Annotated in this window: 42 protein-coding genes and 4 tRNA genes; 44 read left to right on the forward strand and 2 right to left on the reverse strand. The window is 54.3% G+C overall.

The window, feature by feature from the left end; genetic code table 11:
* The first annotated feature begins 32 nt into the window (after nt 1-32).
* The 42 genes from yciH to E3E25_RS01920 all read left to right on the forward strand — a co-directional run bounded on the left by yciH (nt 33) and on the right by E3E25_RS01920 (nt 20,783).
* Nucleotides 33-299 (forward strand): stress response translation initiation inhibitor YciH, encoded by a 267-nt coding sequence (gene yciH, locus E3E25_RS01715; protein ID WP_206204009.1) that lies wholly within the window; start codon nt 33-35, stop codon nt 297-299.
* A complete protein-coding gene (locus E3E25_RS01720; protein WP_167891577.1) occupies nt 185-562 on the forward strand; it encodes a ribonuclease P protein component 1 in 378 nt (125 codons plus the stop codon). Before yciH ends, E3E25_RS01720 begins: the two co-directional genes overlap by 115 nt.
* Complete coding sequence (locus tag E3E25_RS01725) at nt 559-894, forward strand: 30S ribosomal protein S17 (RefSeq protein WP_088864076.1); 336 nt, start codon at nt 559-561, stop codon at nt 892-894. The genes E3E25_RS01720 and E3E25_RS01725 overlap by 4 nt, the downstream gene beginning before the upstream one ends.
* Before the next feature lie 5 nt (nt 895-899).
* Complete coding sequence (locus E3E25_RS01730; protein ID WP_055429656.1) at nt 900-1,325, forward strand: 50S ribosomal protein L14; 426 nt, start codon at nt 900-902, stop codon at nt 1,323-1,325.
* A gap of 10 nt (nt 1,326-1,335) precedes the next feature.
* On the forward strand, nt 1,336-1,701 hold the full coding sequence (gene rplX, locus E3E25_RS01735; protein ID WP_167891578.1) for a 50S ribosomal protein L24: 366 nt from the start codon (nt 1,336-1,338) through the stop codon (nt 1,699-1,701).
* The gene (locus E3E25_RS01740; protein ID WP_167891579.1) at nt 1,701-2,432 is read left to right on the forward strand and encodes a 30S ribosomal protein S4e; all 732 of its coding nucleotides are present in this window, start codon (nt 1,701-1,703) and stop codon (nt 2,430-2,432) included. The genes rplX and E3E25_RS01740 overlap by 1 nt, the downstream gene beginning before the upstream one ends.
* 11 nt (nt 2,433-2,443) lie before the next feature.
* Nucleotides 2,444-2,995, forward strand: coding sequence for a 50S ribosomal protein L5 (locus E3E25_RS01745; protein WP_167891580.1), 552 nt, complete (start codon nt 2,444-2,446; stop codon nt 2,993-2,995).
* A 1-nt stretch (nt 2,996) separates the two neighbouring features.
* Entirely contained in the window at nt 2,997-3,167 is a 171-nt protein-coding gene (locus tag E3E25_RS01750) for a 30S ribosomal protein S14 (protein ID WP_014012546.1), read from the forward strand.
* Nucleotides 3,168-3,178: 11 nt separating this feature from the next.
* The gene (locus E3E25_RS01755) at nt 3,179-3,571 is read left to right on the forward strand and encodes a 30S ribosomal protein S8 (protein ID WP_088179855.1); all 393 of its coding nucleotides are present in this window, start codon (nt 3,179-3,181) and stop codon (nt 3,569-3,571) included.
* Nucleotides 3,572-3,581: 10 nt separating this feature from the next.
* A complete protein-coding gene (locus E3E25_RS01760) occupies nt 3,582-4,136 on the forward strand; it encodes a 50S ribosomal protein L6 (RefSeq protein ID WP_167891581.1) in 555 nt (184 codons plus the stop codon).
* Nucleotides 4,137-4,146: 10 nt separating this feature from the next.
* Nucleotides 4,147-4,530 (forward strand): 50S ribosomal protein L32e, encoded by a 384-nt coding sequence (locus tag E3E25_RS01765; protein WP_055429662.1) that lies wholly within the window; start codon nt 4,147-4,149, stop codon nt 4,528-4,530.
* 5 nt (nt 4,531-4,535) lie between these two features.
* Nucleotides 4,536-4,982, forward strand: a complete 447-nt coding sequence (locus E3E25_RS01770; RefSeq protein WP_167891582.1) for a 50S ribosomal protein L19e — start codon at nt 4,536-4,538, stop codon at nt 4,980-4,982.
* 10 nt (nt 4,983-4,992) lie between these two features.
* Nucleotides 4,993-5,598: a 50S ribosomal protein L18 gene (locus E3E25_RS01775; RefSeq protein WP_167891583.1), complete on the forward strand. Its 606-nt coding sequence runs from the start codon at nt 4,993-4,995 to the stop codon at nt 5,596-5,598.
* Nucleotides 5,595-6,302, forward strand: a complete 708-nt coding sequence (gene rpsE / locus E3E25_RS01780; protein WP_088179860.1) for a 30S ribosomal protein S5 — start codon at nt 5,595-5,597, stop codon at nt 6,300-6,302. Before E3E25_RS01775 ends, rpsE begins: the two co-directional genes overlap by 4 nt.
* An 11-nt stretch (nt 6,303-6,313) precedes the next feature.
* The gene (locus tag E3E25_RS01785) at nt 6,314-6,781 is read left to right on the forward strand and encodes a 50S ribosomal protein L30 (protein ID WP_167891584.1); all 468 of its coding nucleotides are present in this window, start codon (nt 6,314-6,316) and stop codon (nt 6,779-6,781) included.
* A gap of 11 nt (nt 6,782-6,792) precedes the next feature.
* Complete coding sequence (locus E3E25_RS01790) at nt 6,793-7,239, forward strand: uL15m family ribosomal protein (RefSeq protein WP_167891585.1); 447 nt, start codon at nt 6,793-6,795, stop codon at nt 7,237-7,239.
* A 36-nt stretch (nt 7,240-7,275) separates the two neighbouring features.
* The gene (gene secY / locus E3E25_RS01795; protein WP_167891586.1) at nt 7,276-8,721 is read left to right on the forward strand and encodes a preprotein translocase subunit SecY; all 1,446 of its coding nucleotides are present in this window, start codon (nt 7,276-7,278) and stop codon (nt 8,719-8,721) included.
* Between the two features lie 75 nt (nt 8,722-8,796).
* Entirely contained in the window at nt 8,797-9,387 is a 591-nt protein-coding gene (locus E3E25_RS01800) for an adenylate kinase (RefSeq protein WP_167891587.1), read from the forward strand.
* Nucleotides 9,380-9,907, forward strand: coding sequence for a DUF106 domain-containing protein (locus E3E25_RS01805; protein WP_167891588.1), 528 nt, complete (start codon nt 9,380-9,382; stop codon nt 9,905-9,907). Before E3E25_RS01800 ends, E3E25_RS01805 begins: the two co-directional genes overlap by 8 nt.
* 42 nt (nt 9,908-9,949) lie before the next feature.
* On the forward strand, nt 9,950-10,222 hold the full coding sequence (locus E3E25_RS01810) for a 50S ribosomal protein L34e (protein ID WP_088855846.1): 273 nt from the start codon (nt 9,950-9,952) through the stop codon (nt 10,220-10,222).
* 10 nt (nt 10,223-10,232) lie between these two features.
* The gene (cmk, locus tag E3E25_RS01815; protein ID WP_167891589.1) at nt 10,233-10,814 is read left to right on the forward strand and encodes a (d)CMP kinase; all 582 of its coding nucleotides are present in this window, start codon (nt 10,233-10,235) and stop codon (nt 10,812-10,814) included.
* 13 nt (nt 10,815-10,827) lie between these two features.
* Entirely contained in the window at nt 10,828-11,079 is a 252-nt protein-coding gene (locus E3E25_RS01820; RefSeq protein WP_167891590.1) for a 50S ribosomal protein L14e, read from the forward strand.
* Between the two features lie 75 nt (nt 11,080-11,154).
* Nucleotides 11,155-11,862, forward strand: a complete 708-nt coding sequence (locus tag E3E25_RS01825; protein WP_167891591.1) for an SDR family oxidoreductase — start codon at nt 11,155-11,157, stop codon at nt 11,860-11,862.
* 60 nt (nt 11,863-11,922) lie between these two features.
* Nucleotides 11,923-12,927 carry an RNA-guided pseudouridylation complex pseudouridine synthase subunit Cbf5 gene (locus E3E25_RS01830; RefSeq protein ID WP_167892595.1) on the forward strand — a complete coding sequence of 335 codons (1,005 nt, stop codon included), beginning with the start codon at nt 11,923-11,925 and terminating at the stop codon, nt 12,925-12,927.
* 328 nt (nt 12,928-13,255) lie between these two features.
* Entirely contained in the window at nt 13,256-13,873 is a 618-nt protein-coding gene (locus E3E25_RS01835; protein ID WP_167891592.1) for a hypothetical protein, read from the forward strand.
* Nucleotides 13,874-13,952: 79 nt separating this feature from the next.
* Nucleotides 13,953-14,540, forward strand: coding sequence for a class I SAM-dependent methyltransferase (locus tag E3E25_RS01840; RefSeq protein WP_167891593.1), 588 nt, complete (start codon nt 13,953-13,955; stop codon nt 14,538-14,540).
* Nucleotides 14,526-14,612 (forward strand) — tRNA-Ser (locus E3E25_RS01845). Before E3E25_RS01840 ends, E3E25_RS01845 begins: the two co-directional genes overlap by 15 nt.
* Before the next feature lie 39 nt (nt 14,613-14,651).
* On the forward strand, nt 14,652-15,101 hold the full coding sequence (locus E3E25_RS01850; RefSeq protein WP_167891594.1) for a 30S ribosomal protein S13: 450 nt from the start codon (nt 14,652-14,654) through the stop codon (nt 15,099-15,101).
* Nucleotides 15,102-15,111: 10 nt separating this feature from the next.
* Nucleotides 15,112-15,654 carry a 30S ribosomal protein S4 gene (locus E3E25_RS01855; protein WP_167891595.1) on the forward strand — a complete coding sequence of 181 codons (543 nt, stop codon included), beginning with the start codon at nt 15,112-15,114 and terminating at the stop codon, nt 15,652-15,654.
* The gene (locus E3E25_RS01860) at nt 15,651-16,070 is read left to right on the forward strand and encodes a 30S ribosomal protein S11 (RefSeq protein WP_167891596.1); all 420 of its coding nucleotides are present in this window, start codon (nt 15,651-15,653) and stop codon (nt 16,068-16,070) included. The genes E3E25_RS01855 and E3E25_RS01860 overlap by 4 nt, the downstream gene beginning before the upstream one ends.
* A gap of 30 nt (nt 16,071-16,100) precedes the next feature.
* Nucleotides 16,101-16,886, forward strand: a complete 786-nt coding sequence (locus E3E25_RS01865) for a DNA-directed RNA polymerase subunit D (RefSeq protein ID WP_167892596.1) — start codon at nt 16,101-16,103, stop codon at nt 16,884-16,886.
* 1 nt (nt 16,887) lies between these two features.
* Nucleotides 16,888-16,975 (forward strand) — tRNA-Leu (locus E3E25_RS01870).
* Nucleotides 16,976-17,043: 68 nt separating this feature from the next.
* Complete coding sequence (locus E3E25_RS01875; RefSeq protein ID WP_055430133.1) at nt 17,044-17,409, forward strand: 50S ribosomal protein L18e; 366 nt, start codon at nt 17,044-17,046, stop codon at nt 17,407-17,409.
* Between the two features lie 6 nt (nt 17,410-17,415).
* Nucleotides 17,416-17,844, forward strand: coding sequence for a 50S ribosomal protein L13 (gene rplM, locus E3E25_RS01880; protein ID WP_167891597.1), 429 nt, complete (start codon nt 17,416-17,418; stop codon nt 17,842-17,844).
* A gap of 11 nt (nt 17,845-17,855) precedes the next feature.
* On the forward strand, nt 17,856-18,263 hold the full coding sequence (locus E3E25_RS01885) for a 30S ribosomal protein S9 (RefSeq protein WP_167891598.1): 408 nt from the start codon (nt 17,856-17,858) through the stop codon (nt 18,261-18,263).
* Nucleotides 18,264-18,301: 38 nt separating this feature from the next.
* Nucleotides 18,302-18,499 (forward strand): DNA-directed RNA polymerase subunit N, encoded by a 198-nt coding sequence (locus tag E3E25_RS01890; RefSeq protein ID WP_055430130.1) that lies wholly within the window; start codon nt 18,302-18,304, stop codon nt 18,497-18,499.
* 16 nt (nt 18,500-18,515) lie between these two features.
* A tRNA-Pro gene (locus E3E25_RS01895) sits at nt 18,516-18,593 on the forward strand.
* 21 nt (nt 18,594-18,614) lie between these two features.
* Complete coding sequence (locus E3E25_RS01900) at nt 18,615-18,788, forward strand: DNA-directed RNA polymerase subunit K (RefSeq protein WP_055430129.1); 174 nt, start codon at nt 18,615-18,617, stop codon at nt 18,786-18,788.
* A gap of 6 nt (nt 18,789-18,794) precedes the next feature.
* Nucleotides 18,795-19,820 carry a hypothetical protein gene (locus E3E25_RS01905; RefSeq protein WP_167891599.1) on the forward strand — a complete coding sequence of 342 codons (1,026 nt, stop codon included), beginning with the start codon at nt 18,795-18,797 and terminating at the stop codon, nt 19,818-19,820.
* 13 nt (nt 19,821-19,833) lie between these two features.
* On the forward strand, nt 19,834-20,439 hold the full coding sequence (gene rpsB, locus E3E25_RS01910) for a 30S ribosomal protein S2 (protein WP_167891600.1): 606 nt from the start codon (nt 19,834-19,836) through the stop codon (nt 20,437-20,439).
* A 40-nt stretch (nt 20,440-20,479) separates the two neighbouring features.
* Nucleotides 20,480-20,567: transfer RNA gene (locus E3E25_RS01915), tRNA-Leu, on the forward strand.
* 57 nt (nt 20,568-20,624) lie between these two features.
* Nucleotides 20,625-20,783 carry a 50S ribosomal protein L40e gene (locus E3E25_RS01920; RefSeq protein WP_012571071.1) on the forward strand — a complete coding sequence of 53 codons (159 nt, stop codon included), beginning with the start codon at nt 20,625-20,627 and terminating at the stop codon, nt 20,781-20,783.
* Between the two features lie 72 nt (nt 20,784-20,855).
* Here E3E25_RS01920 and E3E25_RS01925 read toward each other — a convergent pair whose 3' ends face one another.
* Nucleotides 20,856-21,182, reverse strand: coding sequence for a PadR family transcriptional regulator (locus E3E25_RS01925; RefSeq protein ID WP_088179880.1), 327 nt, complete (start codon nt 21,180-21,182; stop codon nt 20,856-20,858).
* 111 nt (nt 21,183-21,293) lie between these two features.
* Here E3E25_RS01925 and E3E25_RS01930 point away from each other — a divergent pair, with 111 nt between their 5' ends.
* Both E3E25_RS01930 and E3E25_RS01935 read left to right on the forward strand, forming a co-directional pair.
* Nucleotides 21,294-21,593: an FUN14 domain-containing protein gene (locus tag E3E25_RS01930; protein WP_167891601.1), complete on the forward strand. Its 300-nt coding sequence runs from the start codon at nt 21,294-21,296 to the stop codon at nt 21,591-21,593.
* A 24-nt stretch (nt 21,594-21,617) separates the two neighbouring features.
* Nucleotides 21,618-22,940 (forward strand): lipopolysaccharide biosynthesis protein, encoded by a 1,323-nt coding sequence (locus E3E25_RS01935; RefSeq protein ID WP_167891602.1) that lies wholly within the window; start codon nt 21,618-21,620, stop codon nt 22,938-22,940.
* Here the strand turns inward: E3E25_RS01935 and E3E25_RS01940 are convergent.
* The gene (locus tag E3E25_RS01940; RefSeq protein ID WP_167891603.1) at nt 22,912-23,667 is read right to left on the reverse strand and encodes a metallophosphoesterase; all 756 of its coding nucleotides are present in this window, start codon (nt 23,665-23,667) and stop codon (nt 22,912-22,914) included. The two genes, E3E25_RS01935 and E3E25_RS01940, sit on opposite strands and share 29 nt — an antisense overlap.
* Nucleotides 23,668-23,951: the final 284 nt, after the last annotated feature.

Raw genomic sequence — 23,951 nt, forward strand, 5'->3', positions numbered from 1 at the left:
TAGTGCCTAGGATTGTTAACCCTCTGGATGAGATGCTCTTTAAAGAAGTGCTGAAGGAGCAGCAGAGAATTAGAGTCTACATAGAGAAGGCCCGCTACGGAAAGCTTAAAACCATAATCGAGGGCATAGACGAGAAGGAGTTCGACCTTGAAGATATAGCCAAAAAGCTGAAGGCGAAGCTGGCATGCGGCGGAACGGTCAAGAAAGGAAGGATAGAGCTCCAGGGAGACCACAGAGAAAGGGTCAAGAAATTGCTGGGAGACCTTGGATTTTCAGAGGACTTAATAGAAATCGAGTAACGGCAAAGAACATCATCTGGAGCGAGCTCATAGGGCTGAAAGCAAAAATTATAAGGGCATCTCATCCAGAGCTGGTTGGCATCGAGGGCTACGTCCTTGACGAGACGAGGAACACCCTCACCATCGGCGGTGAGAGGGTCTGGGTTATCCCGAAGGACGTGGTGGAGCTCGAGTTTGAAGTTGGCGATAAAAGGATCCGAATCAACGGAAAAGAGCTGATTGGAAGACCCGAGATGAGATTGAAGAAGAGGTGGCGAAAATGAGAGAGATTGGATTGAAGGTTCAGCCTCCCGCTGAGAAGTGCGACGACCCGCACTGCCCCTGGCACGGGCACCTCAAGATACACGGCCGATACTTCGAGGGAATAGTCGTCAGCGACAAGGGCAAGAAGACCGTCGTTGTCGAGAGGCAGCACTACCACTACCTCAAGAAATACGAGAGGTATGAGCTCAGGAGAAGCAAGGTTCACGCTCACAACCCGGAGTGCATCGATGCAAAAGTCGGCGACAGGGTTCTCATCGCCGAGACCAGACCGATAAGCAAGACCAAGAGCTGGGTTGTTGTTGCAGTCACCAAGAGGGCTGGCGAGAGGTGATATAGATGGCGAAGAAGGGTGCAGGTGCTACGAGAGGTATTAGCCCGGTCAGGCCGACTCGCGCTCTTCCGATAGGCGCTTACCTCAAGGTTGCAGACAACAGCGGCGCCAAGGTCATCCAGATAATCGGCGTTGTTGGCTACAAGGGCACCAGGAGGAGGCTCGCCTCAGCCGGTGTTGGCGACATGGTCATCGCCGCCGTCAAGAAGGGAAGGCCGGACATCAGGCACCAGGTAGTGAGGGCCGTTGTCGTCAGGCAGAGGAAGGAGTACAGGCGCCTTGACGGTATGCGCGTTAAGTTCGAGGACAATGCGGCTGCCATAGTCACCCCCGAGGGTGTCCCGAGGGGGACCGAAATCAGGGGTGCCATAGCCAGGGAAGCCGCTGAAAGGTGGGTCAGGCTCGGCAGCATAGCGAGCATAGTGTTGTGAGGTGAGAATGATGAAGTTGAAGACGAGACAGCCCAAGAAGCAGAGGAAGTTCCTCTACAACGCTCCCCTTCACCTTAGGAGCAAGATAATGGCCGCCACACTGAGCCCAGAGCTCAGGAGCAAGTACGGCGTGAGGAGCCTTCCGATCAGGGAGGGCGACAAGGTTCGCGTTATGCGCGGCGACTTCAAGGGCAAGGAAGGCAAGGTCCTTGAGGTTGACCTCAAGAGGTACAGGATACACGTCGAAGGAGTTACTCAGAAGAAGGTCGACGGAACCGAGGTTTTCTACCCGATCCACCCGTCGAACGTCATGATAATAGACCTCAACCTTGAGGACGAGAAGAGGGAGAAGATAATTAATAGGAGGGCTGGTTGATGGCGAGGAAAGGAGCCAAGAGGCACCTTAAGAGGCTTGCCGCTCCGAATCAGTGGTACATCTCAAGAAAGACCTACAAGTGGGCGGTCAGGCCGAGGCCAGGTCCACACAGCATGAGGACTTCCATACCGCTCCTCTACATAGTCAGGGACTACCTAGGCTACGCCAAGACCGCTCGTGAGGCCAGGAAGATACTCAACGAGGGCAAGATCCTCGTTGACGGCCGCGTTAGGAAGGACTACAAGTTCCCGGTCGGAATCATGGACGTTGTTTCCATCCCCGAGACCGGCGAGCACTACAGGGTTCTTCCGAACAGGATTGGCAAGCTCATACTCCACCCGATAAGCGAGAAAGAAGCAAACATGAAGCCGCTCAGGATAAGCAACAAGCGCATGGTCAAGGGCGCGAAGGTTCAGCTCAACCTCCACGACGGAAGCAACCACCTCGTCACCATGGATGAGAAGGACAAGTACAGGACCGCCTACACCGTCCTTATGAAGGTACCCGACAGGGAGGTCATCGAGGTCATTCCGTTCGAGGTTGGCTCGTATGTCTTCGTTACCCAGGGTAAGAACGTTGCGAGGAAGGGTAAGGTCGTCGAGGTCAGGCAGTTCCCGATGGGTTGGCCGGACGTCGTCACCATTGAGGACGAGAACGGCGAGCTCTTCGACACGCTGAAGGAGTACGCCTTCGTGGTTGGTAAGGACAAGCCGGAGATTTCCCTTCCGTGAGGTGAGATGAGATGCAGATCAACAGAGAGGCTATCCTTGCAGACTGGGAAGCTCACCCGATGAGAAAGCCCAGGATTGCGAAGGTCACCATAAACATCGGAGTTGGCGAGAGCGGTGAGCGCTTAACTAAGGCCGAGAAGATGCTGGAGGGGCTCGTCGGCCAGAAGCCCATAAGGAGAAGGGCCAAGCAGACCAACAAGGACTTCGGAATCAGGCGCGGAGAGCCTATAGCGGTCAAGGTCACCCTCCGCGGCGAGAAGGCAGAGGAGATGCTCAAGAGACTCCTCGCTGCGGTTGACAACAAGCTCAAGGCGAGCAACTTCGACGAGCACGGAAACTTCTGCTTCGGTATAGACGAGCACATCAACATACCAGGCGTCGAGTACGACCCGGAGATAGGCATCTTCGGTATGGACGTCTGCGTCACCCTTGAGAGGCCCGGCTTCAGGGTCGCCAAGAGGAAGAGACAGAGGAAGAAGATACCGAACAGGCACAAGCTGACCAAGGAAGAGGGTATTGTCTTCGCTATGGAGGAGTTTAAGGTTACCGTGGAGGGATTGTGAGATGGCGAAGGCTGACTACAACAAGAGGAAGCCCAGAAAGTTTGGGAAGGGTGCGAGAAGATGCATGCGCTGCGGCCAGTACGGCCCAATAATCAGGATACACGGCCTTATGCTCTGCAGGCACTGCTTTAGAGAGATAGCCCCCAAGCTGGGCTTTAAGAAGTACGAGTGAGGTGAGAGGAGATGACTTTGCTTGACCCGCTGGCAAACGCGCTTTCGCATATAACCAACAGCGAGAGGGTCGGAAAGAAGGAGGTCTACCTCAAGCCGGCCTCCAAGCTCATGGGAGAGGTTCTCAGGGTTATGCAGGAGAACGGCTACATCGGTGAGTTTGAGTTCATAGACGACGGAAGGGCAGGCATCTACAGGGTGCAGCTCATAGGAAAGATCAACAAGGCTGGGGCGATAAAGCCGAGGTTCCCGGTCAAGGCCAGGGAGTACGAGGCCTGGGAGAAGAGGTTCCTTCCGGCCTTCGAGTTCGGTATCCTCATCGTCTCGACCTCCCAGGGTGTCATGACCCACAAAGAGGCCATCGAGAAGGGAATCGGCGGAAGGCTGATAGCCTACGTATACTGAGGTGAGAGAGATGCCGATAGACGCGTGGGTAAGGGAAGAGGTTGAGATTCCTGAAGGCGTTGAAGTCACCGTTGAGAATGACGTCGTCAAGGTCAAGGGCCCGAAGGGAGAGCTGGAGAGGGAGCTCAGGTATCCGGGCGTTCAGATCTTTACCGAGGACGGTAAGGTCGTCGTCTTCAAGGAGTTCCCGAGGAAGCGCGACATAGCCATAGCCAGAACCTTCAAGGCCCACATAGCGAACATGATCAGGGGAGTCACCGAAGGCTTCACCTACAAGCTCAAGGTTGTCTACAGCCACTTCCCCATGACCGTCAAGGTTCAGGGTGACGAGGTCGTCATCGAGAACTTCCTCGGTGAGAAGAACCCGAGGAGGGCCAAGATACTTCCTGGAGTCACCGTCAAGGTCATGGGTTCAGAGGTCATCGTGGAGGGCATCGACAAGGAAGCCGTCGGTCAGACTGCCGCGAACATCGAGCAGGCAACCAGGATAACCAAGTGGGACAGGCGCGTCTTCCAGGATGGAATTTACATCGTGGAGAAGGCTGGTAAGCCGATAAAGTTCTGAGGTGTGAGAAATGAACGAGAAGGCGAGACTCCTTAGGATAAGGGCCAGGATCAAGAGGAAGAAGCCCCGCTTCCTTAGGCAGGAGTGGTGGCGCTATCCGAAGTTCAAGAACGACCCGAAGTGGCGCAGGCCGAAGGGAATCGACAGCAAAATGAGGCTCAAGAAGAAGGGTAAGGCTAGGTCACCGAGCATAGGCTGGAGCTCACCGAGGCTCGTCCGTGGGCTTCACCCGAGCGGCTACGAGGAAGTCCTCGTCCACAACGTCAAGGAGCTCGAAGCGATAGACCCGACCAGGCAGGCCGCCAGGATAGCCAGGACCGTCGGTGCCAGGAAGAGGGAGCTTATACTTGCCAGGGCGAAGGAGCTCGGTGTGAAGGTTCTTAACGCGAGGTGAGACTCATGCTCAAGATGCAGAGAAGGATTGCCGCTGATTTGTTGAAGTGCGGTGAGAACAGGGTCTGGATTGACCCGGAGAGGATTGATGACGTCGCGGCTGCCATCACCAGGGAGGACATCAAAAGGCTCATCAACGACGGCGTCATCAAGAAGAAGCCCGTTAAGGGCCAGAGCAGGGCCCGCGCCAGGGCCTACCAGGAGGCCAGGAAGAAGGGACGCCACAGGGGTCCCGGAAGCAGGAAGGGCAAGAAGACCGCCAGGATGGGTAAGAAGGAGCGCTGGATGATGACCATAAGGGCCCTCAGGAAGGAGCTCAGGAAGCTCAAGGCCGAGGGCAAGCTCGACGAGCACACCTACAGGCGGCTCTACATCAGGGCCAAGGGCGGTCAGTTCAAGAACAAGAGGCAGCTCTACATGTTCATGCAGGAGCACGGTATCTTGAAGGAGTGAGGTGAGAGAGATGGCACACGGACCAAGGTATAGGGTTCCGTTCAGGAGAAGGAGAGAGGGTAAGACTAACTATCACAAGAGGCTCGCCCTCCTCAAGTCTGGAAAGCCCAGGCTTGTCGTGAGGAAGACCCTCAACCACCACATAGCTCAGATCGTCGTCTACGACCCCAAGGGAGATAAAACCGTGGTTTCAGCTCACACCAGGGAGCTCATGAGGGACTTTGGCTGGAAGGGACACGGCGGCAACACCCCGAGCGCCTACCTGCTCGGTCTCCTCATAGGCTACAAGGCCAAGAAGGCCGGCGTTGAAGAGGCCATCCTTGACATAGGCCTCCACCCGCCGACCCGGGGTTCGAGCATCTTCGCTGTCCTCAAGGGCGCAGTGGATGCCGGCCTCAACGTCCCGCACAGCGAGGAGATCTACCCGGAGGACTACAGGATAAACGGCGAACACATAGCCAACTATGCCAAGGCTCTCAAGGGGGAGGACGAGGAGCGCTATAGGAAGCAGTTCTCGGGATACCTCGTCAAGGGTCTCGAGCCCGAGAAGCTCCCCGAGCACTTTGAGGAGGTCAAGGCGAGGATAATCGAGAAGTTTGAGGAGGCGAGAGAATGAGCGACCCGAGGGAGATTGCCCAGAGGGTTTTGGAGGAGTGGGAGCCGAGAACTAAGCTCGGCCAGCTCGTCAAAGAGGGCCAGATAACTGACATTCACGAGATATTCCGCAAGGGATACCAGATCAAGGAGCCCGAGATAGTTGACGTCCTCCTTCCGGAGGTCAACATGAGGGAGAACCAGGAGGTTCTCGACATAGCCCTCACCGTCAGGATGACCGACAGCGGCAGGCGCATAAGGTTCCGCGTTTTAGCTGCCGTCGGCAACAGGGACGGCTACGTCGGCCTCGGCATCGGCCACGGTAAGGAGGTTGGAATAGCCATCAGGAAGGCCATCAACTACGCCAAGATGAACATCATCGAGATCAAGCGCGGCTGTGGAAGCTGGGAGTGCCGCTGTAGAAGACCGCACTCAATCCCTTTCGCCGTCGAGGGCAAGGAAGGAAGCGTCCGCGTCAAGCTCATGCCGGGACCGCGTGGCCTTGGTCTCGTTATAGGTGACGTCGGCAAGAAGATACTCAGCCTTGCTGGTGTCCAGGACGTCTGGTCCCAGAGCCTGGGTGAGACCAGGACGACAGTCAACTTCGCCAAGGCAGTCTTCAACGCGCTCTACAACACCAACCGTGTCGCAATCCAGCCGGGCATGGAAGAGAAGTACGGTATCATCGTCGGAAGAGAAATGCCGGCGAACTTTGAGCTGGAGTGAGGTGAGAGAGGATGGCAAAGCTTGCACTCATCAGGCTTAGGAGCGGGATAAGGGCGAGGGGAGACGTGAGGGACACCCTCGCCATGCTCCGCCTCCACAGGATCAACCACCTCGTCCTCGTTGACGACAACCCGAGCTACAAGGGAATGGTTCAGAAGGTCAAGGACTACATCACCTGGGGAGAGATAAACGCCGAGACCCTCGCAGAGCTCCTCAGGAAGAGGGGCAGGCTCCTCGGCAACAGGCCGATAACCGACGACTACGTCAAGGAGAAGCTCGGGATGACCATCGAAGAGTTCGCCCAGAAGGTCGTTGCCGGCGAGATGAAGCTCACCGACCTGCCGAATATCAAGCCGGTCTTCAGGCTCCACCCGCCGAGGGGAGGACTGAAGGGCAGCAAGAAGCGCAGCTTTAAGGAAGGCGGAGCCCTCGGCTACCGCGGCGAGAGGATAAATGACCTCATTGAGAGAATGCTCTGAGGTGGCGAGAGATGATAAGGAGAAAGAAGAAGGTTAGGAAGCTCCGCGGAAGTCACACTCACGGATGGGGCTGCAAGAAGAAGCACCGCGGCGGCGGTAGCAAGGGCGGTAAGGGAATGGCTGGAACCGGAAAGAGGAAGAACACTAAGTGGACCTGGACAATCAAGTACGCCCCGGACCACCTTGGAAAGCGCGGCTTCCACAGGCCCAAGGCCGTCCAGTACATTCCAAAAACCATAAACCTCAGCGACATAGACGAGAACCTCACCCTCTTCCTCGACATGGGCGTTGCCTACGAGGAGGAGGGGAAGGTGGTCGTTGACGTCACTCAGCTCGGCGTCGACAAGGTTCTCGGAACAGGAAAGCTCACCAGGCCCCTTACCATCAAGGCCTACTACGTCACCCCCAAGGCCGAGGAGAAGATAAAGGCCGCCGGCGGCGAGGTTCTCCTCGCCTGACTCCTCCTTTAATTTAACTTTTGGCGGGTGTTAATCATGGGGTTCAGGAACGTAGTGTTCGCAATTGAGAGGTACTTCCCCGAGGTGGAGCGGCCCAAGAGGCACGTGCCGCTCAAGGAGAAGTTCATGTGGACGGGAATCGTTCTGCTGCTGTACTTCGTCCTCGCGGAGATTCCCCTCTATGGAATCCCGGCACAGATTCAGGACTACTTCGCCACGCTCAGGTTCGTCCTCGCCGGAAGGAGCGGTTCTCTTCTGACGCTCGGTATCGGGCCGATAGTCACCGCGAGCATCATCATGCAGCTTCTCGTCGGTTCCGAGATAGTTCACCTCGATCTATCCAATCATGAGGATAGGAGGTTTTACCAGGCGGCTCAAAAACTGTTCGCGGTATTCATGAGTTTCTTTGAGGCAGCTATCTATGTCTTCGCCGGCGCCTTCGGTAGGGTTGACACCAGCATCGGCGCCTTCCAGACAGTTACGACACCCGCCGGTGAGGCGTACATAGGACTCGGCCTGGCGATACTCATTATACTCCAGCTTGGATTCGCCTCGGTCATGCTCATCCTCCTGGATGAGCTGGTCAGCAAGTGGGGAATCGGAAGCGGTATCAGTCTCTTCATCGCCGCTGGCGTTTCCCAGACCGTCATCACGAAGGCTCTCAACCCGGCAACGACGCCCGACTACATCGATCCGGTCACAGGAGGACCCGCGATAATAGGTGCCATTCCAGCGTTCATACAGCACCTGTTCTACGGCGACTTAACCGGAGCCCTCTACAGGGGAACGCTGCCGGATATGATGGACTTAATGGCGACGATAGTCGTCTTTCTGGTGGTCGTCTACCTTGAGAGCATGCGCGTTGAGATACCGCTGAGCTACGGCCGCGTTACCGTTCGCGGAAGGTACCCGATAAGGTTCATGTACGTCAGTAACATACCGATCATCCTGACGTTTGCCCTCTACTCCAACATCCAGCTCTGGGCCAGGCTCCTCAACAACTTCGGCTATACTTTCCTCGGAACCTTCGACGAGAACGGCTATCCGCTGACCGGATTTGTCACCTATCTCTACCCACCCAGGGACATCTACCACGTCATAGCCGACCCCGGAAGGGCCCTTGTATATGCGCTGATGACGATATTCTGGGCCATACTCTTCGGATTCCTGTGGGTTGAGCTTACCGGCCTCGACGCCAGAAGCATCGCCAGACAGCTTCAGGGTGCCGGCCTGCAGATTCCGGGATTCAGGCGCGACCCGAGGATACTGGAGAGGGTGCTCAACAGGTACATCCCCTACGTTACCTTCTGGGGCTCTTTCACCCTGGCTCTAGTTGCTGTGCTGGCGGACTTCCTCGGAGCCCTGGGTACTGGAACCGGAATCCTCCTTACGGTCGGTATCCTCTACAGGTTCTACGAGGAAATAGCGAGGGAACAGGCCACCGAGATGTTCCCGGCTTTGAGAAAGTTCTTCACCAAGTGAGCCTTTCTTTTCTTTCACAAAACCTTTTAAACCCGGTTCGATTACTTCTTCCAGAAACCTCCTTGGGTGAGCGTGATGCCGTTTGTGGTCATGATAACAGGGATTCCAGGGGTGGGAAAGAGCACCATAACCCGATTGGCCCTCAGGAAGACGAAGGTTAGATTCAGGCTCGTCAACTTCGGCGACCTGATGTTCGAGGAGGCAGTTACAGCTGGACTTGTGAGTCACAGGGATGAGATGAGGAAATTAAACCCCGAGATACAGAAGGAGCTTCAGATGAAAGCTGCCAGGAGAATAGTCGAGATGTCCAAGAGGGAGCCGATACTCATAGACACTCACGCCACAATAAGGACGCCAGTGGGATACCTCCTAGGCTTTCCCAGGGAGGTTATTGAGGTCATAAACCCCAATTTCATAGTCATAATCGAGGCCACCCCAAGCGAGATACTCGGAAGGCGCCTCCGCGATCTGAAGCGTGATAGGGACGTTGAGACGGAGGAGCAGATACAGAGGCATCAGGATTTGAACCGTGCCGCTGCCGTGAGCTACGCCATGCACTCGAACGCACTCATCAAGATAATCGAGAACCATGAGGATAAGGGCCTCGAAGAGGCCGTTCATGAGCTTGTTGAAGTACTTAACCTGGCGGTGGGAGAGTATGATTGAGGGAATATACGCTTTCCTTGACAATCTGTTTGGACCCCTGATACAGGCCCACCACCCGATAGTGGTGGTTACGGTCGCAGGCATAATCCTGGGTGGGCTTTTCACCCTGCTGAACTATCTCTTGGTCGACCAGGAAAAGATGAAAAGACTCCAGAAGAAGAGCAAGGAGTTCCAGAAGAAGTACAAGGAGGCACAGGCTGCAAAGGACGAAAAGAAGCTCAAGAAGCTCCAGCAGGAGCAGATGGAGCTCATGAAGCTCCAGAGTGAGGTCATGAAGGACCAGATGTTCAAGGTTACCCTCCTGACGCTGCCGATATTCTGGATATTCTTTGGCTGGCTCAGAAGGTGGTACGTTGAGGTCGGCATAGTGAAGTCCCCATTCAACTTCTTCGTCTTCGACTGGTTCCACAGGCTCTATCACTCCGGACTGCCCGCGAACGAGCTCGGTTACGTCGGTTGGTACATCATGACGTCGATGATAACCGGTTACATCCTTAGAAAGCTGCTCGACATGGGTTAAATTTAAAAACACTCTGAAAATAGGGGTTGCGAGGTGAGAAAAATGAAGCCGATGTACAGGTCAAGGTCATGGAGAAGGAAGTACGTCAGGACTCCGGGCGGAAGGACCGTTATACACTTCGAAAGAAAGAAGCCCAAGGTTGCCCACTGTGCCATGTGTGGCAGACCGCTCAACGGCGTTCCACGCGGCAGGCCGAGCGAGCTCAGGAAGCTCCCGAAGACGGCAAAGAGGCCTGAGAGGCCCTACCCGAACCTCTGCCCGAGCTGCATGAGGAAGGTCATGAAAGCCCAGGTAAGAGCCGGCATAGCCCTCTGAAGGTGTAATCATGCCGAAGGGCTGCCTCGTCATAACGGTCAGTGGTTTGGCCGGTTCCGGAACAACAACACTCTGCCGGAACCTTGCCAGACACTACGGGTTCAAGCACATATACGCGGGACTAATATTCCGGCAGATGGCCCGGGAGATGGGCATGTCGCTCGAGGAGTTTCAGGAGTACGCAGAGCTTCATCCTGAAATCGATCGTGAGGTTGACAGGAGGCAAGTGGAGGCAGCCAAGGAGTGCAACGTTGTTATTGAGGGCCGCCTCGCCGGCTGGATGGTCAAGGATGCGGACCTTAAGATATGGCTCGACGCTCCGATAATGGAGCGCGCCAGGCGCGTCGCGAGGAGGGAAGGTATCTCCGTCGAGGAGGCCTTCGTCCAGATTGCCGAACGTGAGAAGGGCAACAGGAAAAGGTATTTAAACCTGTACGGTATTGACATCGACGACAAGTCGATTTATGACTTGATAATTAACACCGCTAAATGGGGTCCCGATGGGGTCTTCGAGATCGTGAAGGCCGCCATCGACCACCTATACCCCGACGGTGACGCGGGGTCGGGTGCAAACCCGGGCAACAAAAAATGAGGAGGTGGGATGAATGCCAGCTATGGAAGTCGGAAGGCTTGCCGTTATAATTGCCGGAAGGAGGGCCGGAGAGAAGGTCGTCGTCGTTGACGTCATCGACAGGAACTTCGTCCTCGTTACCGGCGCTGGCCTCAACAAGGTCAAGCGCAGGAGGATGAACGTCAAGCACCTCGAACCCCTTCCGGAGAAGGTCAGCATCGAGCGCGGCGCCGACGACGAGGCCGTCAGGGCCGCCCTCGAGCAGGCTGGAATCAGCCTTGAGTGAGACCGAGGCCTTTTGGCCTCCCTTCACTTCTCAACGCTTTTAAGGTCCTTCTCTGGAGACTCTTTTGGTGATGGCATGAAAACTGCACTTATAACGGGTGCGACCGGCGGCATTGGAAGGCTCCTGGTGGAGGCTCTCGTTGGGAGGGACTACCGGGTTATAGGCGTCGCGAGAAACGAGGAGAGATTGAAGGAACTCCAATCGTTGGGCAACTTTGACTATATCGTGGCCGATCTGCGGGAGAGAAACGTCCCCAAAGTTATCAGAAGTGAGTTGGGGAATCTCGGTGTTGAGAGGCTCGACGTTCTCATAAACAACGCGGGCTTTGGTATACTGAAGCCCTTGGTAGAGCAGAGCGAAGATGAGCTGGAAGAGATTTTCAGGGTGAACACGATAGTCCCGGTGACTCTCACCCGTGAGCTCTTGGACTTAATCCCTCGGGGCGGTAAGGTGGTGATGGTTTTGAGCGGTGTGGTTTTCGTGAACGTGAGGGACTTTCCGTCCTACGGTGCCTCAAAGGCGGCCCTTCACTATCTCTCCGTTAATCTGGAGCACGAGCTTGAGAAGAATGGAATAACGCTCATCCGGGTTTATCCCAAGCAGGTCTCCACGCCCTTCTGGAACGACAAGGTTCCAAAGGGGGCACTACACCCTAAGGAGGTCGTCAGTGCAATCTTCACCGCCATCGAAAAGAACAAGCGCGAGGTATTCGTTCCGAGTTATCTTAAGCTCGTGAAGTACCTCCCCCGCTGGCCTGTCTTCAACTACCGCTTCAAGTTCTGAGGGCAGGTTTATAAAGCGCGAACTCGAGGTTACCACGATAACGCTCATCGGGTGATGCTCATGGCGAGGGACGAAGTGAGGAGAATCCTTCCCGCTGACATAAAGCGAGAGGTTCTGATAAAGGACGAGAAGGCCGAGACGAACCCAAAGTGGGGCTTTCCACCGGAGAAGAGGCCGATGGAGATGCACATGCAGTTCGGGATAATAAACCTCGACAAGCCCCCCGGACCGACGAGCCACGAAGTGGTTGCCTGGATTAAGAGACTGTTCAACCTGAACAAAGCCGGCCACGGCGGAACCCTCGACCCCAAGGTCAGCGGTGTTCTGCCGGTTGCCCTTGAGAGGGCAACGAGGGTCGTCCAGGCTCTCCTGCCTGCGGGTAAGGAGTACGTGGCTCTGATGCACCTCCATGGGGACGTTCCAGAGGATAGGATTAGAGCGGTTATGAGGGAGTTCGAGGGCGAGATAATCCAGAGGCCGCCCCTGAGGAGCGCGGTCAAGAGAAGGCTGAGGACGAGAAAGGTCTACTACATCGAGATACTGGAAATAGAGGGCAAGGACGTTCTCTTCCGCGTTGGAGTTGAGGCCGGAACCTACATAAGGTCGCTTATCCACCACATTGGTCTGGCCCTCGGAGTCGGTGCCCACATGGCCGAGCTGAGGAGAACGAGGAGCGGCCCCTTCAAAGAGGATGAAACTTTGGTGACGCTCCACGACCTCATCGACTACTACCACTTCTGGAAGGACGACGGGATAGAGGAATACTTCAGGAAGGCTATCCAGCCCATGGAGAAGGCCGTTGAACACCTTCCCAAGGTGTGGATTAGAGATTCGGCCGTTGCGGCGGTAACCTACGGCGCCGACCTTGCCGTTCCGGGGATAGTGAAGCTCAACAAGGGCATCAAGAGGGGCGACCTCGTTGCGGTCATGACTCTCAAGGACGAGCTGGTTGCACTCGGAAAGGCCACCATGACGAGCGGTGAGATGCTCCAGAAGAGCAAAGGCATAGCGGTAGATGTGGACAAGGTCTTCATGCCGAGGGACTGGTATCCGAAGATGTGGTGAATTTAACGTTCTCTTTTAATTTTCAAAATCAAAGTTGTAATAACTTTTTAATGGGCCTGCTGGAAACTCGGGAGTGTTCTCTATTTGGATGAGTAATGGTTACAAGAATAGGAATACTGGGGTGTGCTCACTAACTTTCAGCATCTTCATGGAAGAGCAAAAAAAGGAATATTGAAAACCCTTTTTTGAGATTGCACTTGACTTTGTTTTGACTGGACATCATAGTGTCCTTTATTGGCACAGGGGTTATATTCAACGCTTCTAGTTTGGAAACTTTTAAAAGGAGATTTTACAAAATAAAGAACAATCCGCCCAATGGGGGGGGAAGATGGTAAGTATTTTGGAAAGACAGGCAGTTAAAGAGGTTGTGAGTGAGTACTTAGAGTCCATGGTTGAACTTATGAAAGAGGACGAAGACAAACCTTTCAATCTTCTTGCACTTGGTTCTTGGCCTGAGCCTAAAGTGTTTCCAGTGGGATTTGGAATGACGTTTGGGACATTTAGAGATTTTGTGTATCCTCCTATCGAATTACAGAAAGCTGGATATCAGACGTTGGATGCTTGGTTAATGATTGGGGAAAAAAGAACGTATATCGTTGGAGTATACAGCCTACGGAAATTGTTGAAAAAGAAGATGACCTTTGTGTTGGCGGCTCTTCCCCACTATTACATAACTTCAATAAAGTTTAAAGAGGGAGGATTTCTTAGTGATCAGAAATTCGAAGTGAAATGGAGGCAATTTCCATTGAAGGATAGCGAATATGATAAAGCAAAAAGTGCTGTCTTTTGGATATATTTCAAGAAAGGCGCAAAAATAGACTATGTAACAGGAAAAGAACCCCCTGCAAAGATTTTTGCTGGATGGTATGAACTGTTACATAATATGGCGGTAAATAAGAAGTGGAATGTGGAAGGGGTCTTTGTGAAGGAGGAGTTTGATATCTAAGACCTCCAATAATTTTTTGGTCAAAAAGACATGTCCTCTAGTGGAAGATTTATAAGTATTCTTAGCTAATAAACTGCACATGAGCCACTACTACTCCGAGGAGCCGAACGTCCCACTGAAGACCAAGACGATAGAGGTCTGCATTAGAGGTCAGTGCTTCAAGTTCATCACCGCCAGCGGGGTCTTTTCATTCGGCAAACTCGACCGAGGAACTGAGCTACTCATAGAGAGCATGATACTTGATAAAGGCTGGCACGTCCTGGATTTGGGATGCGGCTACGGTGCTATAGGAATAGTCGCCTCCCAATTCGTGGACTACGTCGTCATGACCGACGTGAACAGGAGAGCGGTTAGCATAGCGAGGAAAAATTTAAAAATCAACGGCGTTAGAAACGCCGAGGTGAGATGGGGAAGCCTCTATGAGCCCGTTAAGGGCGAAAAGTTTGATACAATCATCACTAACCCCCCGGTGCACGCGGGAAAGGAAGTGCTGAGGGAAATAGTTATAAACGCTCCCCGGCATCTCAACGATGGAGGCCTCCTGCAGTTAGTGATTAAGACGAAGCAGGGGGCAAAGTATATTAAGGCTCTAATGGATGAGCACTTCACCGAAGTGAGAGAGCTGGCGAAGGGGAGCGGCTACCGCGTGTATGCCGGGATCGCCTAGCCTGGGATGGCGCGGGCCTTGAGAGCCCGTGTCCGCTTGGACACCGGGGTTCAAATCCCCGTCCCGGCGCCAAAATCCTCTCTGAAGGATTGAGATGGAGGTGTATTCGTAATGACGGACAACTTCAGACACATCGTCCGTGTAGCGGGAGTTGATTTGGACGGAAATAAGCAGTTGAGATGGGCCCTTACAGGCATCAGGGGTATAGGCATAAACTTTGCCACCATGGTGCTCAGGGTTGCAGGAATCGACCCGTACATGAAGACCGGTTACCTCACCCACGAGCAGGTCAAGAAGATTGAGAAGATACTGGAAGACCCGATAGCCCATGGTATACCAGCCTGGGCGGTCAACAGGCCGAAGGACTACGAGACTGGCAAGGACATGCACCTCATCACCGCCAAGCTTGTCATGGCCTGGCGTGAGGACGTCAACAGACTCAGGAGAATACGCGCTTACCGCGGCATAAGGCACGAGCTCGGCCTTCCGCTCCGCGGACAGAGGACCAGGTCGAACTTCAGACACGGCTCGACCATTGGCGTGAGAAGGAAGAAGAAGTGAGGTGGTTTAGATGGGAGACCCTAAGAGACAGAGGAAGAGGTACGAGACTCCCTCTCACCCCTGGATTAAGGAGAGGCTCGACCGTGAGAGAGTCCTCATGAGGAAGTACGCCCTCAAGAACAAGAAGGAGCTCTGGCGCCACGAGACCCAGCTCAAAGAGTTCAGGCGTAGGGCCAGGCGCCTACTAGCTGCCCGCGGCAAGCAGGCGGAGGTTGAGAGGGCCCAGCTCCTCCAGAGGCTCAACAGGCTTGGCCTCCTTCCGGCCGATGCAGTGCTTGATGACGTTCTCTCGCTAACCATCGAGGACGTCCTTGACAGGCGCCTTCAGACCCTGGTATACAAGAAGGGCCTTGCCAGGACCATCAGGCAGGCCAGGCAGCTCATAGTCCACGGCCACATCGAGGTCAACGGACAGATCATCCGCTCCCCGGGATACCTCGTCCTCAGGGAGGAGGAAGACGCTATAACCTACTCGAAGACCTCTCCTTTCGCCAAGGAGAGCCACCCCGAGAGGATGGTTATTGAACAGGCCAAGCAGGGTGGTGAGGCATGAGCGAGGAGACTCAGCAGGTTAACCTTAAGAAGAAGGAGAAGTGGGGAGTTGCCCACATATACTCCTCTTACAACAACACCATCATCCACATCACCGACCTCACCGGGGCCGAGACGGTCAGCAGGTGGAGCGGTGGTATGGTCGTCAAGGCAGACAGGGACGAGCCATCCCCATACGCGGCCATGATCGCCGCTAGAAGGGCCGCAGAGGAGGCCATGGAGAAGGGCTTCGTCGGTGTTCACATCAAGGTTCGCGCTCCGGGAGGAAGCAAGAGCAAGAGCCCCGGACCGGGTGCCCAGGCGGCTATACGTGCCCTCGCTAGGGCAGGCCTCAGGATAGGGAGGGTTGAGGACGTCACCCCGATTCCGCACGACGGCACCAGGCCGAAGGGCGGAAGAAGGGGCAGGCGTGTCTGACTCCCAACAACTTCTTTTTTGGTGATGCCGATGGAGCCAAAGTTTCAGATTCTTGAGAGAAGGGAGGACTCGATTAAGTTCATCATCGAGGGAGTTGACGTTCCCTTCGCCAACGCCCTGAGGAGAACCATCCTTGCAGAGGTTCCCACCTTCGCCGTTGACGAGGTCGAGTTCTTTGAGAACGATTCAGCACTTTTTGACGAGATAATTGCCCACAGGCTGGCGATGATTCCGCTCACCACCCCGGTTGAGAGGTTCTCGCTTGACTCACTTGAGCTGGATGACTACACCGTCACACTCTCCCTTGAGGCTGAGGGGCCGGGAATGGTCTACTCCGGCGATCTGAAGAGCGACGACGAAGGGGTAAAGCCCGCCAACCCCGACATACCTATAGTCAAACTGGCGGAAGGACAGAGGCTAACCCTCAACGCCTACGCAAAACTCGGTCGCGGAAAGGATCACGCCAAGTGGCAACCGGGCTTCGTCTACTACAAGTACCTGACGAAGATCCACGTGAGCAAAGAAGTCCCGGAGTGGGAAGAGCTCAAAAAGCTTGCCGAGAGGCGTGGTCTTCCGGTTGATGAGACCGAGGAGGAGCTCATCATCACTACCACGAAGGCCTTCTACCTCCCGAGGAAGTTCGAGGCCTACCAGGGCGATAAGATAAGGGAGGAGGTAGTTCCGAGAACGTTCGTGTTTACCGTCGAGACCAACGGAGAGCTCCCCGTTGAGGAAATCGTGGCCATAGCCCTCAAAATCCTCATGCGGAAGAGCGATAGATTTATAAGCGAACTCCATAAATTAGCGTCCGACTGACGCGGGGGTTGCCGAGCCTGGTCAAAGGCGCGGGATTCAGGGTCCCGTCCCGTAGGGGTTCCGGGGTTCAAATCCCCGCCCCCGCACCAGTATTTACGCTCACCCCGTTGGACCTGTCGGTTTCCCACCTGCGAGAGAGCGTTAAGGAGGTATGTTCATGGTCAAGAGAACCGGACCCACTGACATCAATCTGAGGAGGCTCATCCGCTACCTCAGAAAGAAGTCTAACGAGGAAGGGGTTAAGATATGGAAAGACATAGCCTGGCGCCTTGAGAGGCCCAGGAGGCAGAGGGCTGAGGTCAACGTTAGCAGGATCAACCGCTACACTAAGGATGGTGACACCGTCATCGTCCCCGGAAGCGTCCTCGGTGCAGGAAAGCTTGAGCACAAGGTCACCGTTGCCGCCTGGAAGTTCAGCGAGACGGCCAAGAGGAAGATAGTCGAGGCCGGTGGAGAGGTCCTCACGATTGAGGAGCTCATCGAGAGGAACCCTAAGGGTAGTGGAGTAATCATAATGGAGTGATGGGCCATGAGGATAATTAACGCTGAAGGACTCATACTCGGAAGGCTCGCCTCGAAGGTCGCCAAGATGCTCCTTGAGGGCGAGGAAGTCATCATAGTCAACGCCGACAAGGCCATCATCACCGGAAACCGCGAGGACATCTTCGCTAAGTACAAGCAGAGGACCGAGCTGAGAACCAGGACCAACCCGAGGAGGGGTCCGTTCTATCCAAAGAGGAGCGATGAGATCGTCAGGAGAACCATCAGGGGAATGCTTCCATGGAAGACCGACCGCGGGAGGAAGGCCTTCAAGAGGCTCAAGGTCTATGTCGGCGTTCCGAAGGAGTTCGAGGGCAGGGAGCTTGAGACCATAATCGAGGCCCACATGTCAAGGCTCGCAACTCCGAAGTACGTTACCGTTGGCGAGGTTGCCAAGTTCCTCGGTGGAAAGTTCTGAGGTGAGAGAAAATGAAGGTCATCCAGACTGCTGGTAAGAGGAAGACGGCCATTGCGAGGGCCACAATACGGGAAGGAAAGGGCAGAGTCAGGATCAACCACAAGCCAGTTGAGATAATCGAGCCGGAAATCGCGCGCTTCACCATCATGGAGCCGCTCGTCCTTGCCGGTGAGGAGATAGTGAGCAAGGTTGATATCGACGTTAAGGTCGAGGGCGGAGGCTTCATGGGACAGGCCGAGGCTGCACGTGTCGCCATAGCTCGCGCTTTAGTCGAGTGGACCAACGACGTGAGCCTCAAGGAAAAGTTTATGAAGTACGACAGAACCATGCTCGTCGGGGACAGCAGGCGTACCGAGCCGCACAAGCCCAACCGCTCAACCAAGGGTCCGCGCGCCAAGAGGCAGAAGTCCTACCGCTGATAGCTTTCCTTTAATATTCATTCGAGAAGGTGATACGGGTGATAGTTCCCGTCAGGTGCTTCACGTGTGGAAAGGTCATAGGGGACAAATACTACGAATTCAAGGCCCGAGTTGAGAAGGGCGAGGATCCCGAAAAGGTCCTCGACGACCTCGGGATCGAGAGGTACTGCTGCAGGAGAACCCTGCTGAGCCACGTCGAGCTCATCGATCAGGTAATGGTATACAGGGTATACTGAAAAACCACATTTCTGGGGGGCCGTGGGGTAGCTTGGTCTATCCTCCCGGCTTGGGGTGCCGGAGACCCGGGTTCAAATCCCGGCGGCCCCACCAAAATTTGCACGGGTGGTTGGAATGTTCAGGTACACGAGGTTTGAAAAGGCCCGTATAATTGGAGCAAGGGCCCTCCAGATAGCAATGGGTGCGCCCATACTCATCGACGTCCCGGAAGGAATCACGCCGCTCGACGCCGCGCTACTTGAGTTTGAGAAGGGAATAATCCCCCTCACCGTAATCAGGCCGAGCTGATGAAAGATGACCGTGATAGAGAACGTAATCGGCAGGGTCGCGGTGCTCAAGGGGGGCAAGTATTCCGTCGAGGTAGACGTCATAACGAGCTCGGGCTTTGGAAGATTTGCATCCCCAATAGACGAGAACCCGAGCCTTTACATAGCCGAGGCTCACCGCGCCGTGAGCGAAGTTGACGAGATAATCGGGCCCGAGCTGATAGGCTTCGATGCCAGCGAGCAGGAACTCATAGACAGCTACCTCTGGGAGATAGACGGCACCGAGGACTTCAGCCACATCGGGGCCAACACGGCTTTGGCCGTCTCGATAGCGGTCGCCAAAGCCGCGGCGAGCGTCAAGAGGATGCCCCTATACAGCTACATCGGCGGCACATTCACCACCGAGTTGCCTGTCCCCATACTGGAAATAGCGAGTGGTGAGGCCTTCGATTACTATGTGATGGTCAGGGACCTCATGGAGATAACCGACGTGGTTGATGCGGTTAACAGGGTGCTTGAGCATGCAGGGGCCGGTACTGTGGAGGCCTTCTCGAAGGCCACTGAGAAGGCAACCGACGAACTCGGCCTCGAGGTTGCTCTCGGCCTTGTGCAGAAGGTTCCAATGGACATGGAGGAAGTGCTCTCCGTAGTCGAGGACAACAACGTGGCCTACATAAGGCCCCTCGGCGACGAGGAGCTGTTCCTTGAGCTAATCGCTGGCACCCACGAGGTGTTCGTTGACGGCGAGCACCTCTTCCGCGAGAAGGACATACTGGACAGGCGCTACTACAACGCCCTGTCGATAAAGCCTATAAACCTAGGCACGCTCACCGACTTATACAATCTCGTGAACGACGCAAAGTCGGAGAGGATAACCCCCATCCTCGCGGAGGCTCGCTACGAGTCCTCCGATGAGGCATTGGCCCACCTTGCGGTGGGTCTGCGCTGCCCGGCGATGGTGCTCCGCTCGAACTCCATCGCCAAGCTGAATGAGCTGATAAGAATAGCCGAAGATTTGGGTGAAAGGGGTAGGATAATAACCTTTGAAGGATGAGGAGGTGTGAAGAATGGAGGAATACCTTGTTCCACTCGACCAGTACCTTGCCGCCGGTGTCCACATCGGAACCCAGCAGAAGACCCAGGACATGAAGAAGTTCATCTACCGCGTTAGGCAGGACGGTCTCTATGTTCTTGATGTCAGGAAGACCGACGAGAGGCTTAGGGTTGCCGGCAAGTTCCTGGCCAAGTTCGACCCGGCGAACATCCTGGCCGTTAGCGTCAGGCTCTACGGTCAGAAGCCTGTCAAGAAATTCGGCGATGTCACCGGTGCCAGAGCCATTCCGGGCCGTTTCCTGCCGGGAACCATGACCAATCCGAAGGTCAAGAACTTCATGGAGCCGGACGTCCTCATAGTCACCGACCCGAGGGCCGATCACCAGGCCATGAAGGAGGCCATCGAGATAGGAATCCCAATAGTTGCCCTCGTCGATACCGAGAACTTCCTCAGCTACGTCGATGTTGCAATTCCGACCAACAACAAGGGTAGGAAAGCTTTGGCTCTCATCTACTGGATCCTCGCGAGGGAGATACTCTACAACAGGAAGGAGATAGAGAGCAGGGAGGACTTCAAGGTTCCTGTTGAAGACTTTGAGATGAGGATCATCAGAACCTGAGGGGAAAGCTTTTAATTTCCCTCGCTTTACTCTCCCTCGCGCGGGGGTGCCCGAGCCTGGCCAAAGGGGGCGGACTTAAGATCCGCTGCCGCAGGGCTGCGCGGGTTCGAATCCCGTCCCCCGCACCAAAGCTTTAAAAGTCTATGGGGATAGGTGTGTTGGATTAAGATCATGAGGTGATCACGATGGCGAGATTCCCAGAGGCTGAGGCCAGAATCTTTAGGAAGTACATCTGCATGCGCTGTGGCGCTACCAACCCGTGGAAGGCCAAGAAGTGCAGAAAGTGCGGCTACAAGGGTCTCCGCCCGAAGGCAAGAGAGCCGCGCGGTGGAATGGGACGCTGAGGGCTTTAGCCCTCAAGGGTTTCTCTTTTGCACTTTTCTACGCATTATTAAACAGAGAAAGTTTGGAGAAATTCACTCCTTGAGCTTCGAGAGCATGTCCTCAAGAAAGGCTATCCCTTCCTCGAAGAGCTTCTCACCCTCCGGGGTGAGCCTGTAGTACTTCCTCGACGGCTTCCCCGTTTCGCTCTCCTGCCACTCCGCGGTAACGTAGCCATCCTTCTCCAGCTTGTAGAGGACGACGTACGAGCTAACCGTCGCAGGCTCGAAGTTGAAGGCTTCCCTTATCCTCTCCTTGAGCTCATACGCATACATGGGTCTCTCTTTCAGGAGCCTCAGGATGTAGAGCCACAGAACCTCTTTCGTTATCTTGTTCTTGAGCCTCTCCATTGGGGTCGTCATGGTCTCACACCTACTTTTATGCTTTGGAAATATTTTGAAGTCGTGTAATTTAAACGTTTTGGCAAAAACGTTTTATCCTAGGGAGGTTAGTATTATGCAGGTGAGCGTACTATGGAGTTAAACCTAAGCGCAATGGTTGGTGACGTAGGGGTTGGAGGGATAGCGGGTTTCCTAACGGGGTTTGCCTTAAAGAAAGTGATGAAACTGGCGATGGCTTTAATAGGTGCCTATTTGCTCAGTCTCTTCTGGCTTCAGCAGAAGGGAGTGATAACAATAAACACAGATAAACTGTTCAACCTTGCTGGCGATTTAACGACTCAGATTGCAACCCTTGGTCAAAAAGTACTCGGCATTCTACCTGGTACGGGGGCATTCATAGCCGGGTTCTATATCGGCTTCCAAAAAGGTTAAATTTTTCCTCTTCTTTCTCCACCCATGAGCTACGAGCGCCGGGTCATCCTACGCCATTCACTGGCATCGGTGATTGCCCTAGCCCTCACCGGGCTAACCAGGTTTCTGTACAGTGTGGTGATCGCGAGGCGTTTTGGCCTTGAGGCGCTGGGGATGGCGAATTCTCTTATCTCAAAGGCCTTCTTTGTTGCTATACCCCTGAGCTTTTTCGCAGTAGCTCTCGGCAAATACGCCTCTGAGTTCTTGGGTAGTGAGAGGGAGGATGCAATACGCTCCATAACACTCCCTTCGTTTCTTCTCCCACTGGCCGGCCTGCTCCTCATTCCAGTAAATCTTTACCTGGGAGCCCTCGCAACGCTCCGGGGAATCCAGCTGACCCTTAGAAACTTCCTCTACGGCATCCATAGGGGAGAACATTACGCGTACATAATAACCTTGGCTTTCGTGGGCTTTCTGGTGGGGTTTTTGCTTCCCGACATCTTTGCCCCGTACCTGCTCTTCCTGGGACTGATAGCGGTTTTCTCCGTTGCCTATCTGGCGAGGTTTGATTTCGTCGGAAAACCCCGAAAAAGCGAAATGAACCTACTCCTCTCGTATTCCTCCTTCGCATTCCTAGGAACCCTATCAGGCGTTTTCCTGATACAGGCTCCCTATTTCATGAGTGAGTACCTGTCCAGCCCCGAAGTTGCGGGAGTGGTATCGGCAATACTCTCCGCGGCTTTTCTCCTAACGTACCTACCCCAGGTTCTCCAGTCTTCCATAATGCCCATCTTCTCGTACAAATACGGCAGAAACGAGGGTGACTATGTTAGACTCCTTGCCGAGAAGACAACGGCCTTTTTGATACTTGCCACAGGCTCTGCAGTATTTGTCCTAATGATTCTGGGCAGGGAGGTTCTCTCGGCAATATTCGGCTTCGATGTAGGCCCTGCATTCTACCTTGCCCTCATGGCTGTGGAAATTTACATAACCTACAACCCCAGCATAGTCGCCCTGAACTCAACAGCCTATGTTAAGAGGGGGACGTTTGTGGCGCTCTTTGGAGCCTTGGTGGCTCTTCTCGCGTGGTTCTATCTTATACCAGCGTTTGGGGCCATTGGGGTGATAACTGGCTTGGTAATTGGCTATACTATCATACTCCTGGGCGTGGCCCACTATGCAAGAGCCCTTCTGGATATATCCCCCAGAATATACTCCCCCCTGGCCTTGGTGTTGCTTCTTCAGTCCCTAGTGTTCCTGTCGAAGTATGTCCTTCTTGCTGGTTTCTTGCTTTTTCTTGTCTACGAGAGAGGGGAAATAATGGAGGGGATAGACCTCCTCAAATCCTTCCGTGGTAGAGGATCCTGACGAGCTCCCCGGGAAGGCCTTCCCCGCGTATCCTATCCTCTATGAGCTTCTTGTCGTAGTCAACCTCTATGAACTTTGTGTGGAGTGTATCGACATCAACCAGCGCAAACGTTGCCTTGTGCTCCCTTCCGGGTGGAAAACCTATGCTTCCGGGGCAGATAATCCTTCCGTAGCGGGTCATGGCGTTGACCGGATACCTCGGTGATGCCACGAAGAGTATCTCGTAGTCTTTCACTGAACGCATTATTGTCTCGTAGTAGCTCGTCGGCTGTTCCGGGAGAACGATGCCTCCGAAGGGATCGAGTGGGCTTCCGTAAACACCAAAAATGTCGTTCTTTCCAACCCTGTCGACTAGATAAACTGGAAGGTCACGTATAAACTCCCTGCCATCGTGATCGAGCTTTTCCCACGTGTACTTCAGGGCCCGCTTTATATATTCTGGGTAGTTCACGCGATCGATGTAGTCCGGCCCCTCACTATGTGGATCGCTTTCTGCTATAACCTGGTCGAACTCACCGCGGATGACCTTAACACGGTTGTTCCTTATAAGGTCGTCCAGGGCATCCAGGACCTCTCTCGGATACGGGAACAGGCCAACCACGTTTCCAAGGATGTAGTACTTTTCAATTTCGTAGCCCTCCTCTTTGAGGGTCTCTATCTTTTCAAGAGCCTTTGCAAGGGCTGGGAGGTTGCCGTTTACGTTTGCCAGAACCGCAACGTACACCATCCTCCCACCTCCAGTTTTTTCTTACCAAAATATACTAAAAGAGGTAGGATATTTAAATGTTTTGGGTCGAGAGGTAACTTCAGAATTGAGCAAAGCCCTTCTTTTTCCTGTGCCTCACCTCTACGTTCATGCTTACTAGGTAGAGAAGGATGGCGTCCTCCACCATTTATCTCACCTCCTGGAGTTTCTTTGGGTTTTTTGGTGCCTCCTTACAAAACTACAATACGAGTTAGATTGTAAACTTGAGGCCCGAAGTTTGGGTGAGAATACTTTTCGAGCTTCAG

Source organism: Thermococcus sp. MAR1 (genome assembly GCF_012027305.1).
Classification (GTDB): Archaea; Methanobacteriota_B; Thermococci; order Thermococcales; family Thermococcaceae; genus Thermococcus.

What these genes read in the sequence shown, in the direction of transcription:
- E3E25_RS01860 (WP_167891596.1), top strand. Translation starts at nt 15,651, where the DNA reads ATGAGCGAGGAGACTCAGCAGGTTAACCTTAAGAAGAAGGAGAAGTGG.
- E3E25_RS01725 (WP_088864076.1), top strand. Translation starts at nt 559, where the DNA reads ATGAGAGAGATTGGATTGAAGGTTCAGCCTCCCGCTGAGAAGTGCGAC.
- E3E25_RS01745 (WP_167891580.1), top strand. Translation starts at nt 2,444, where the DNA reads ATGCAGATCAACAGAGAGGCTATCCTTGCAGACTGGGAAGCTCACCCG.
- E3E25_RS01920 (WP_012571071.1), top strand. Translation starts at nt 20,625, where the DNA reads ATGGCGAGATTCCCAGAGGCTGAGGCCAGAATCTTTAGGAAGTACATC.
- E3E25_RS01820 (WP_167891590.1), top strand. Translation starts at nt 10,828, where the DNA reads ATGCCAGCTATGGAAGTCGGAAGGCTTGCCGTTATAATTGCCGGAAGG.
- E3E25_RS01800 (WP_167891587.1), top strand. Translation starts at nt 8,797, where the DNA reads ATGCCGTTTGTGGTCATGATAACAGGGATTCCAGGGGTGGGAAAGAGC.
- E3E25_RS01810 (WP_088855846.1), top strand. Translation starts at nt 9,950, where the DNA reads ATGAAGCCGATGTACAGGTCAAGGTCATGGAGAAGGAAGTACGTCAGG.
- E3E25_RS01730 (WP_055429656.1), top strand. Translation starts at nt 900, where the DNA reads ATGGCGAAGAAGGGTGCAGGTGCTACGAGAGGTATTAGCCCGGTCAGG.
- E3E25_RS01855 (WP_167891595.1), top strand. Translation starts at nt 15,112, where the DNA reads ATGGGAGACCCTAAGAGACAGAGGAAGAGGTACGAGACTCCCTCTCAC.
- E3E25_RS01750 (WP_014012546.1), top strand. Translation starts at nt 2,997, where the DNA reads ATGGCGAAGGCTGACTACAACAAGAGGAAGCCCAGAAAGTTTGGGAAG.
- E3E25_RS01825 (WP_167891591.1), top strand. Translation starts at nt 11,155, where the DNA reads ATGAAAACTGCACTTATAACGGGTGCGACCGGCGGCATTGGAAGGCTC.
- E3E25_RS01770 (WP_167891582.1), top strand. Translation starts at nt 4,536, where the DNA reads ATGCTCAAGATGCAGAGAAGGATTGCCGCTGATTTGTTGAAGTGCGGT.
- rplX (WP_167891578.1), top strand. Translation starts at nt 1,336, where the DNA reads ATGAAGTTGAAGACGAGACAGCCCAAGAAGCAGAGGAAGTTCCTCTAC.
- cmk (WP_167891589.1), top strand. Translation starts at nt 10,233, where the DNA reads ATGCCGAAGGGCTGCCTCGTCATAACGGTCAGTGGTTTGGCCGGTTCC.
- E3E25_RS01885 (WP_167891598.1), top strand. Translation starts at nt 17,856, where the DNA reads ATGAAGGTCATCCAGACTGCTGGTAAGAGGAAGACGGCCATTGCGAGG.
- E3E25_RS01720 (WP_167891577.1), top strand. Translation starts at nt 185, where the DNA reads ATGCGGCGGAACGGTCAAGAAAGGAAGGATAGAGCTCCAGGGAGACCA.
- E3E25_RS01785 (WP_167891584.1), top strand. Translation starts at nt 6,314, where the DNA reads ATGGCAAAGCTTGCACTCATCAGGCTTAGGAGCGGGATAAGGGCGAGG.
- E3E25_RS01775 (WP_167891583.1), top strand. Translation starts at nt 4,993, where the DNA reads ATGGCACACGGACCAAGGTATAGGGTTCCGTTCAGGAGAAGGAGAGAG.
- yciH (WP_206204009.1), top strand. Translation starts at nt 33, where the DNA reads ATGCTCTTTAAAGAAGTGCTGAAGGAGCAGCAGAGAATTAGAGTCTAC.
- E3E25_RS01760 (WP_167891581.1), top strand. Translation starts at nt 3,582, where the DNA reads ATGCCGATAGACGCGTGGGTAAGGGAAGAGGTTGAGATTCCTGAAGGC.
- E3E25_RS01940 (WP_167891603.1), bottom strand. Translation starts at nt 23,667, where the DNA reads ATGGTGTACGTTGCGGTTCTGGCAAACGTAAACGGCAACCTCCCAGCC.
- E3E25_RS01905 (WP_167891599.1), top strand. Translation starts at nt 18,795, where the DNA reads ATGACCGTGATAGAGAACGTAATCGGCAGGGTCGCGGTGCTCAAGGGG.
- E3E25_RS01930 (WP_167891601.1), top strand. Translation starts at nt 21,294, where the DNA reads ATGGAGTTAAACCTAAGCGCAATGGTTGGTGACGTAGGGGTTGGAGGG.
- E3E25_RS01875 (WP_055430133.1), top strand. Translation starts at nt 17,044, where the DNA reads ATGGTCAAGAGAACCGGACCCACTGACATCAATCTGAGGAGGCTCATC.
- rplM (WP_167891597.1), top strand. Translation starts at nt 17,416, where the DNA reads ATGAGGATAATTAACGCTGAAGGACTCATACTCGGAAGGCTCGCCTCG.
- E3E25_RS01790 (WP_167891585.1), top strand. Translation starts at nt 6,793, where the DNA reads ATGATAAGGAGAAAGAAGAAGGTTAGGAAGCTCCGCGGAAGTCACACT.
- E3E25_RS01850 (WP_167891594.1), top strand. Translation starts at nt 14,652, where the DNA reads ATGACGGACAACTTCAGACACATCGTCCGTGTAGCGGGAGTTGATTTG.
- E3E25_RS01935 (WP_167891602.1), top strand. Translation starts at nt 21,618, where the DNA reads ATGAGCTACGAGCGCCGGGTCATCCTACGCCATTCACTGGCATCGGTG.
- secY (WP_167891586.1), top strand. Translation starts at nt 7,276, where the DNA reads ATGGGGTTCAGGAACGTAGTGTTCGCAATTGAGAGGTACTTCCCCGAG.
- E3E25_RS01835 (WP_167891592.1), top strand. Translation starts at nt 13,256, where the DNA reads ATGGTAAGTATTTTGGAAAGACAGGCAGTTAAAGAGGTTGTGAGTGAG.
- rpsE (WP_088179860.1), top strand. Translation starts at nt 5,595, where the DNA reads ATGAGCGACCCGAGGGAGATTGCCCAGAGGGTTTTGGAGGAGTGGGAG.
- E3E25_RS01740 (WP_167891579.1), top strand. Translation starts at nt 1,701, where the DNA reads ATGGCGAGGAAAGGAGCCAAGAGGCACCTTAAGAGGCTTGCCGCTCCG.
- E3E25_RS01840 (WP_167891593.1), top strand. Translation starts at nt 13,953, where the DNA reads ATGAGCCACTACTACTCCGAGGAGCCGAACGTCCCACTGAAGACCAAG.
- rpsB (WP_167891600.1), top strand. Translation starts at nt 19,834, where the DNA reads ATGGAGGAATACCTTGTTCCACTCGACCAGTACCTTGCCGCCGGTGTC.
- E3E25_RS01900 (WP_055430129.1), top strand. Translation starts at nt 18,615, where the DNA reads ATGTTCAGGTACACGAGGTTTGAAAAGGCCCGTATAATTGGAGCAAGG.
- E3E25_RS01805 (WP_167891588.1), top strand. Translation starts at nt 9,380, where the DNA reads ATGATTGAGGGAATATACGCTTTCCTTGACAATCTGTTTGGACCCCTG.
- E3E25_RS01830 (WP_167892595.1), top strand. Translation starts at nt 11,923, where the DNA reads ATGGCGAGGGACGAAGTGAGGAGAATCCTTCCCGCTGACATAAAGCGA.
- E3E25_RS01925 (WP_088179880.1), bottom strand. Translation starts at nt 21,182, where the DNA reads ATGACGACCCCAATGGAGAGGCTCAAGAACAAGATAACGAAAGAGGTT.
- E3E25_RS01865 (WP_167892596.1), top strand. Translation starts at nt 16,101, where the DNA reads ATGGAGCCAAAGTTTCAGATTCTTGAGAGAAGGGAGGACTCGATTAAG.
- E3E25_RS01755 (WP_088179855.1), top strand. Translation starts at nt 3,179, where the DNA reads ATGACTTTGCTTGACCCGCTGGCAAACGCGCTTTCGCATATAACCAAC.
- E3E25_RS01765 (WP_055429662.1), top strand. Translation starts at nt 4,147, where the DNA reads ATGAACGAGAAGGCGAGACTCCTTAGGATAAGGGCCAGGATCAAGAGG.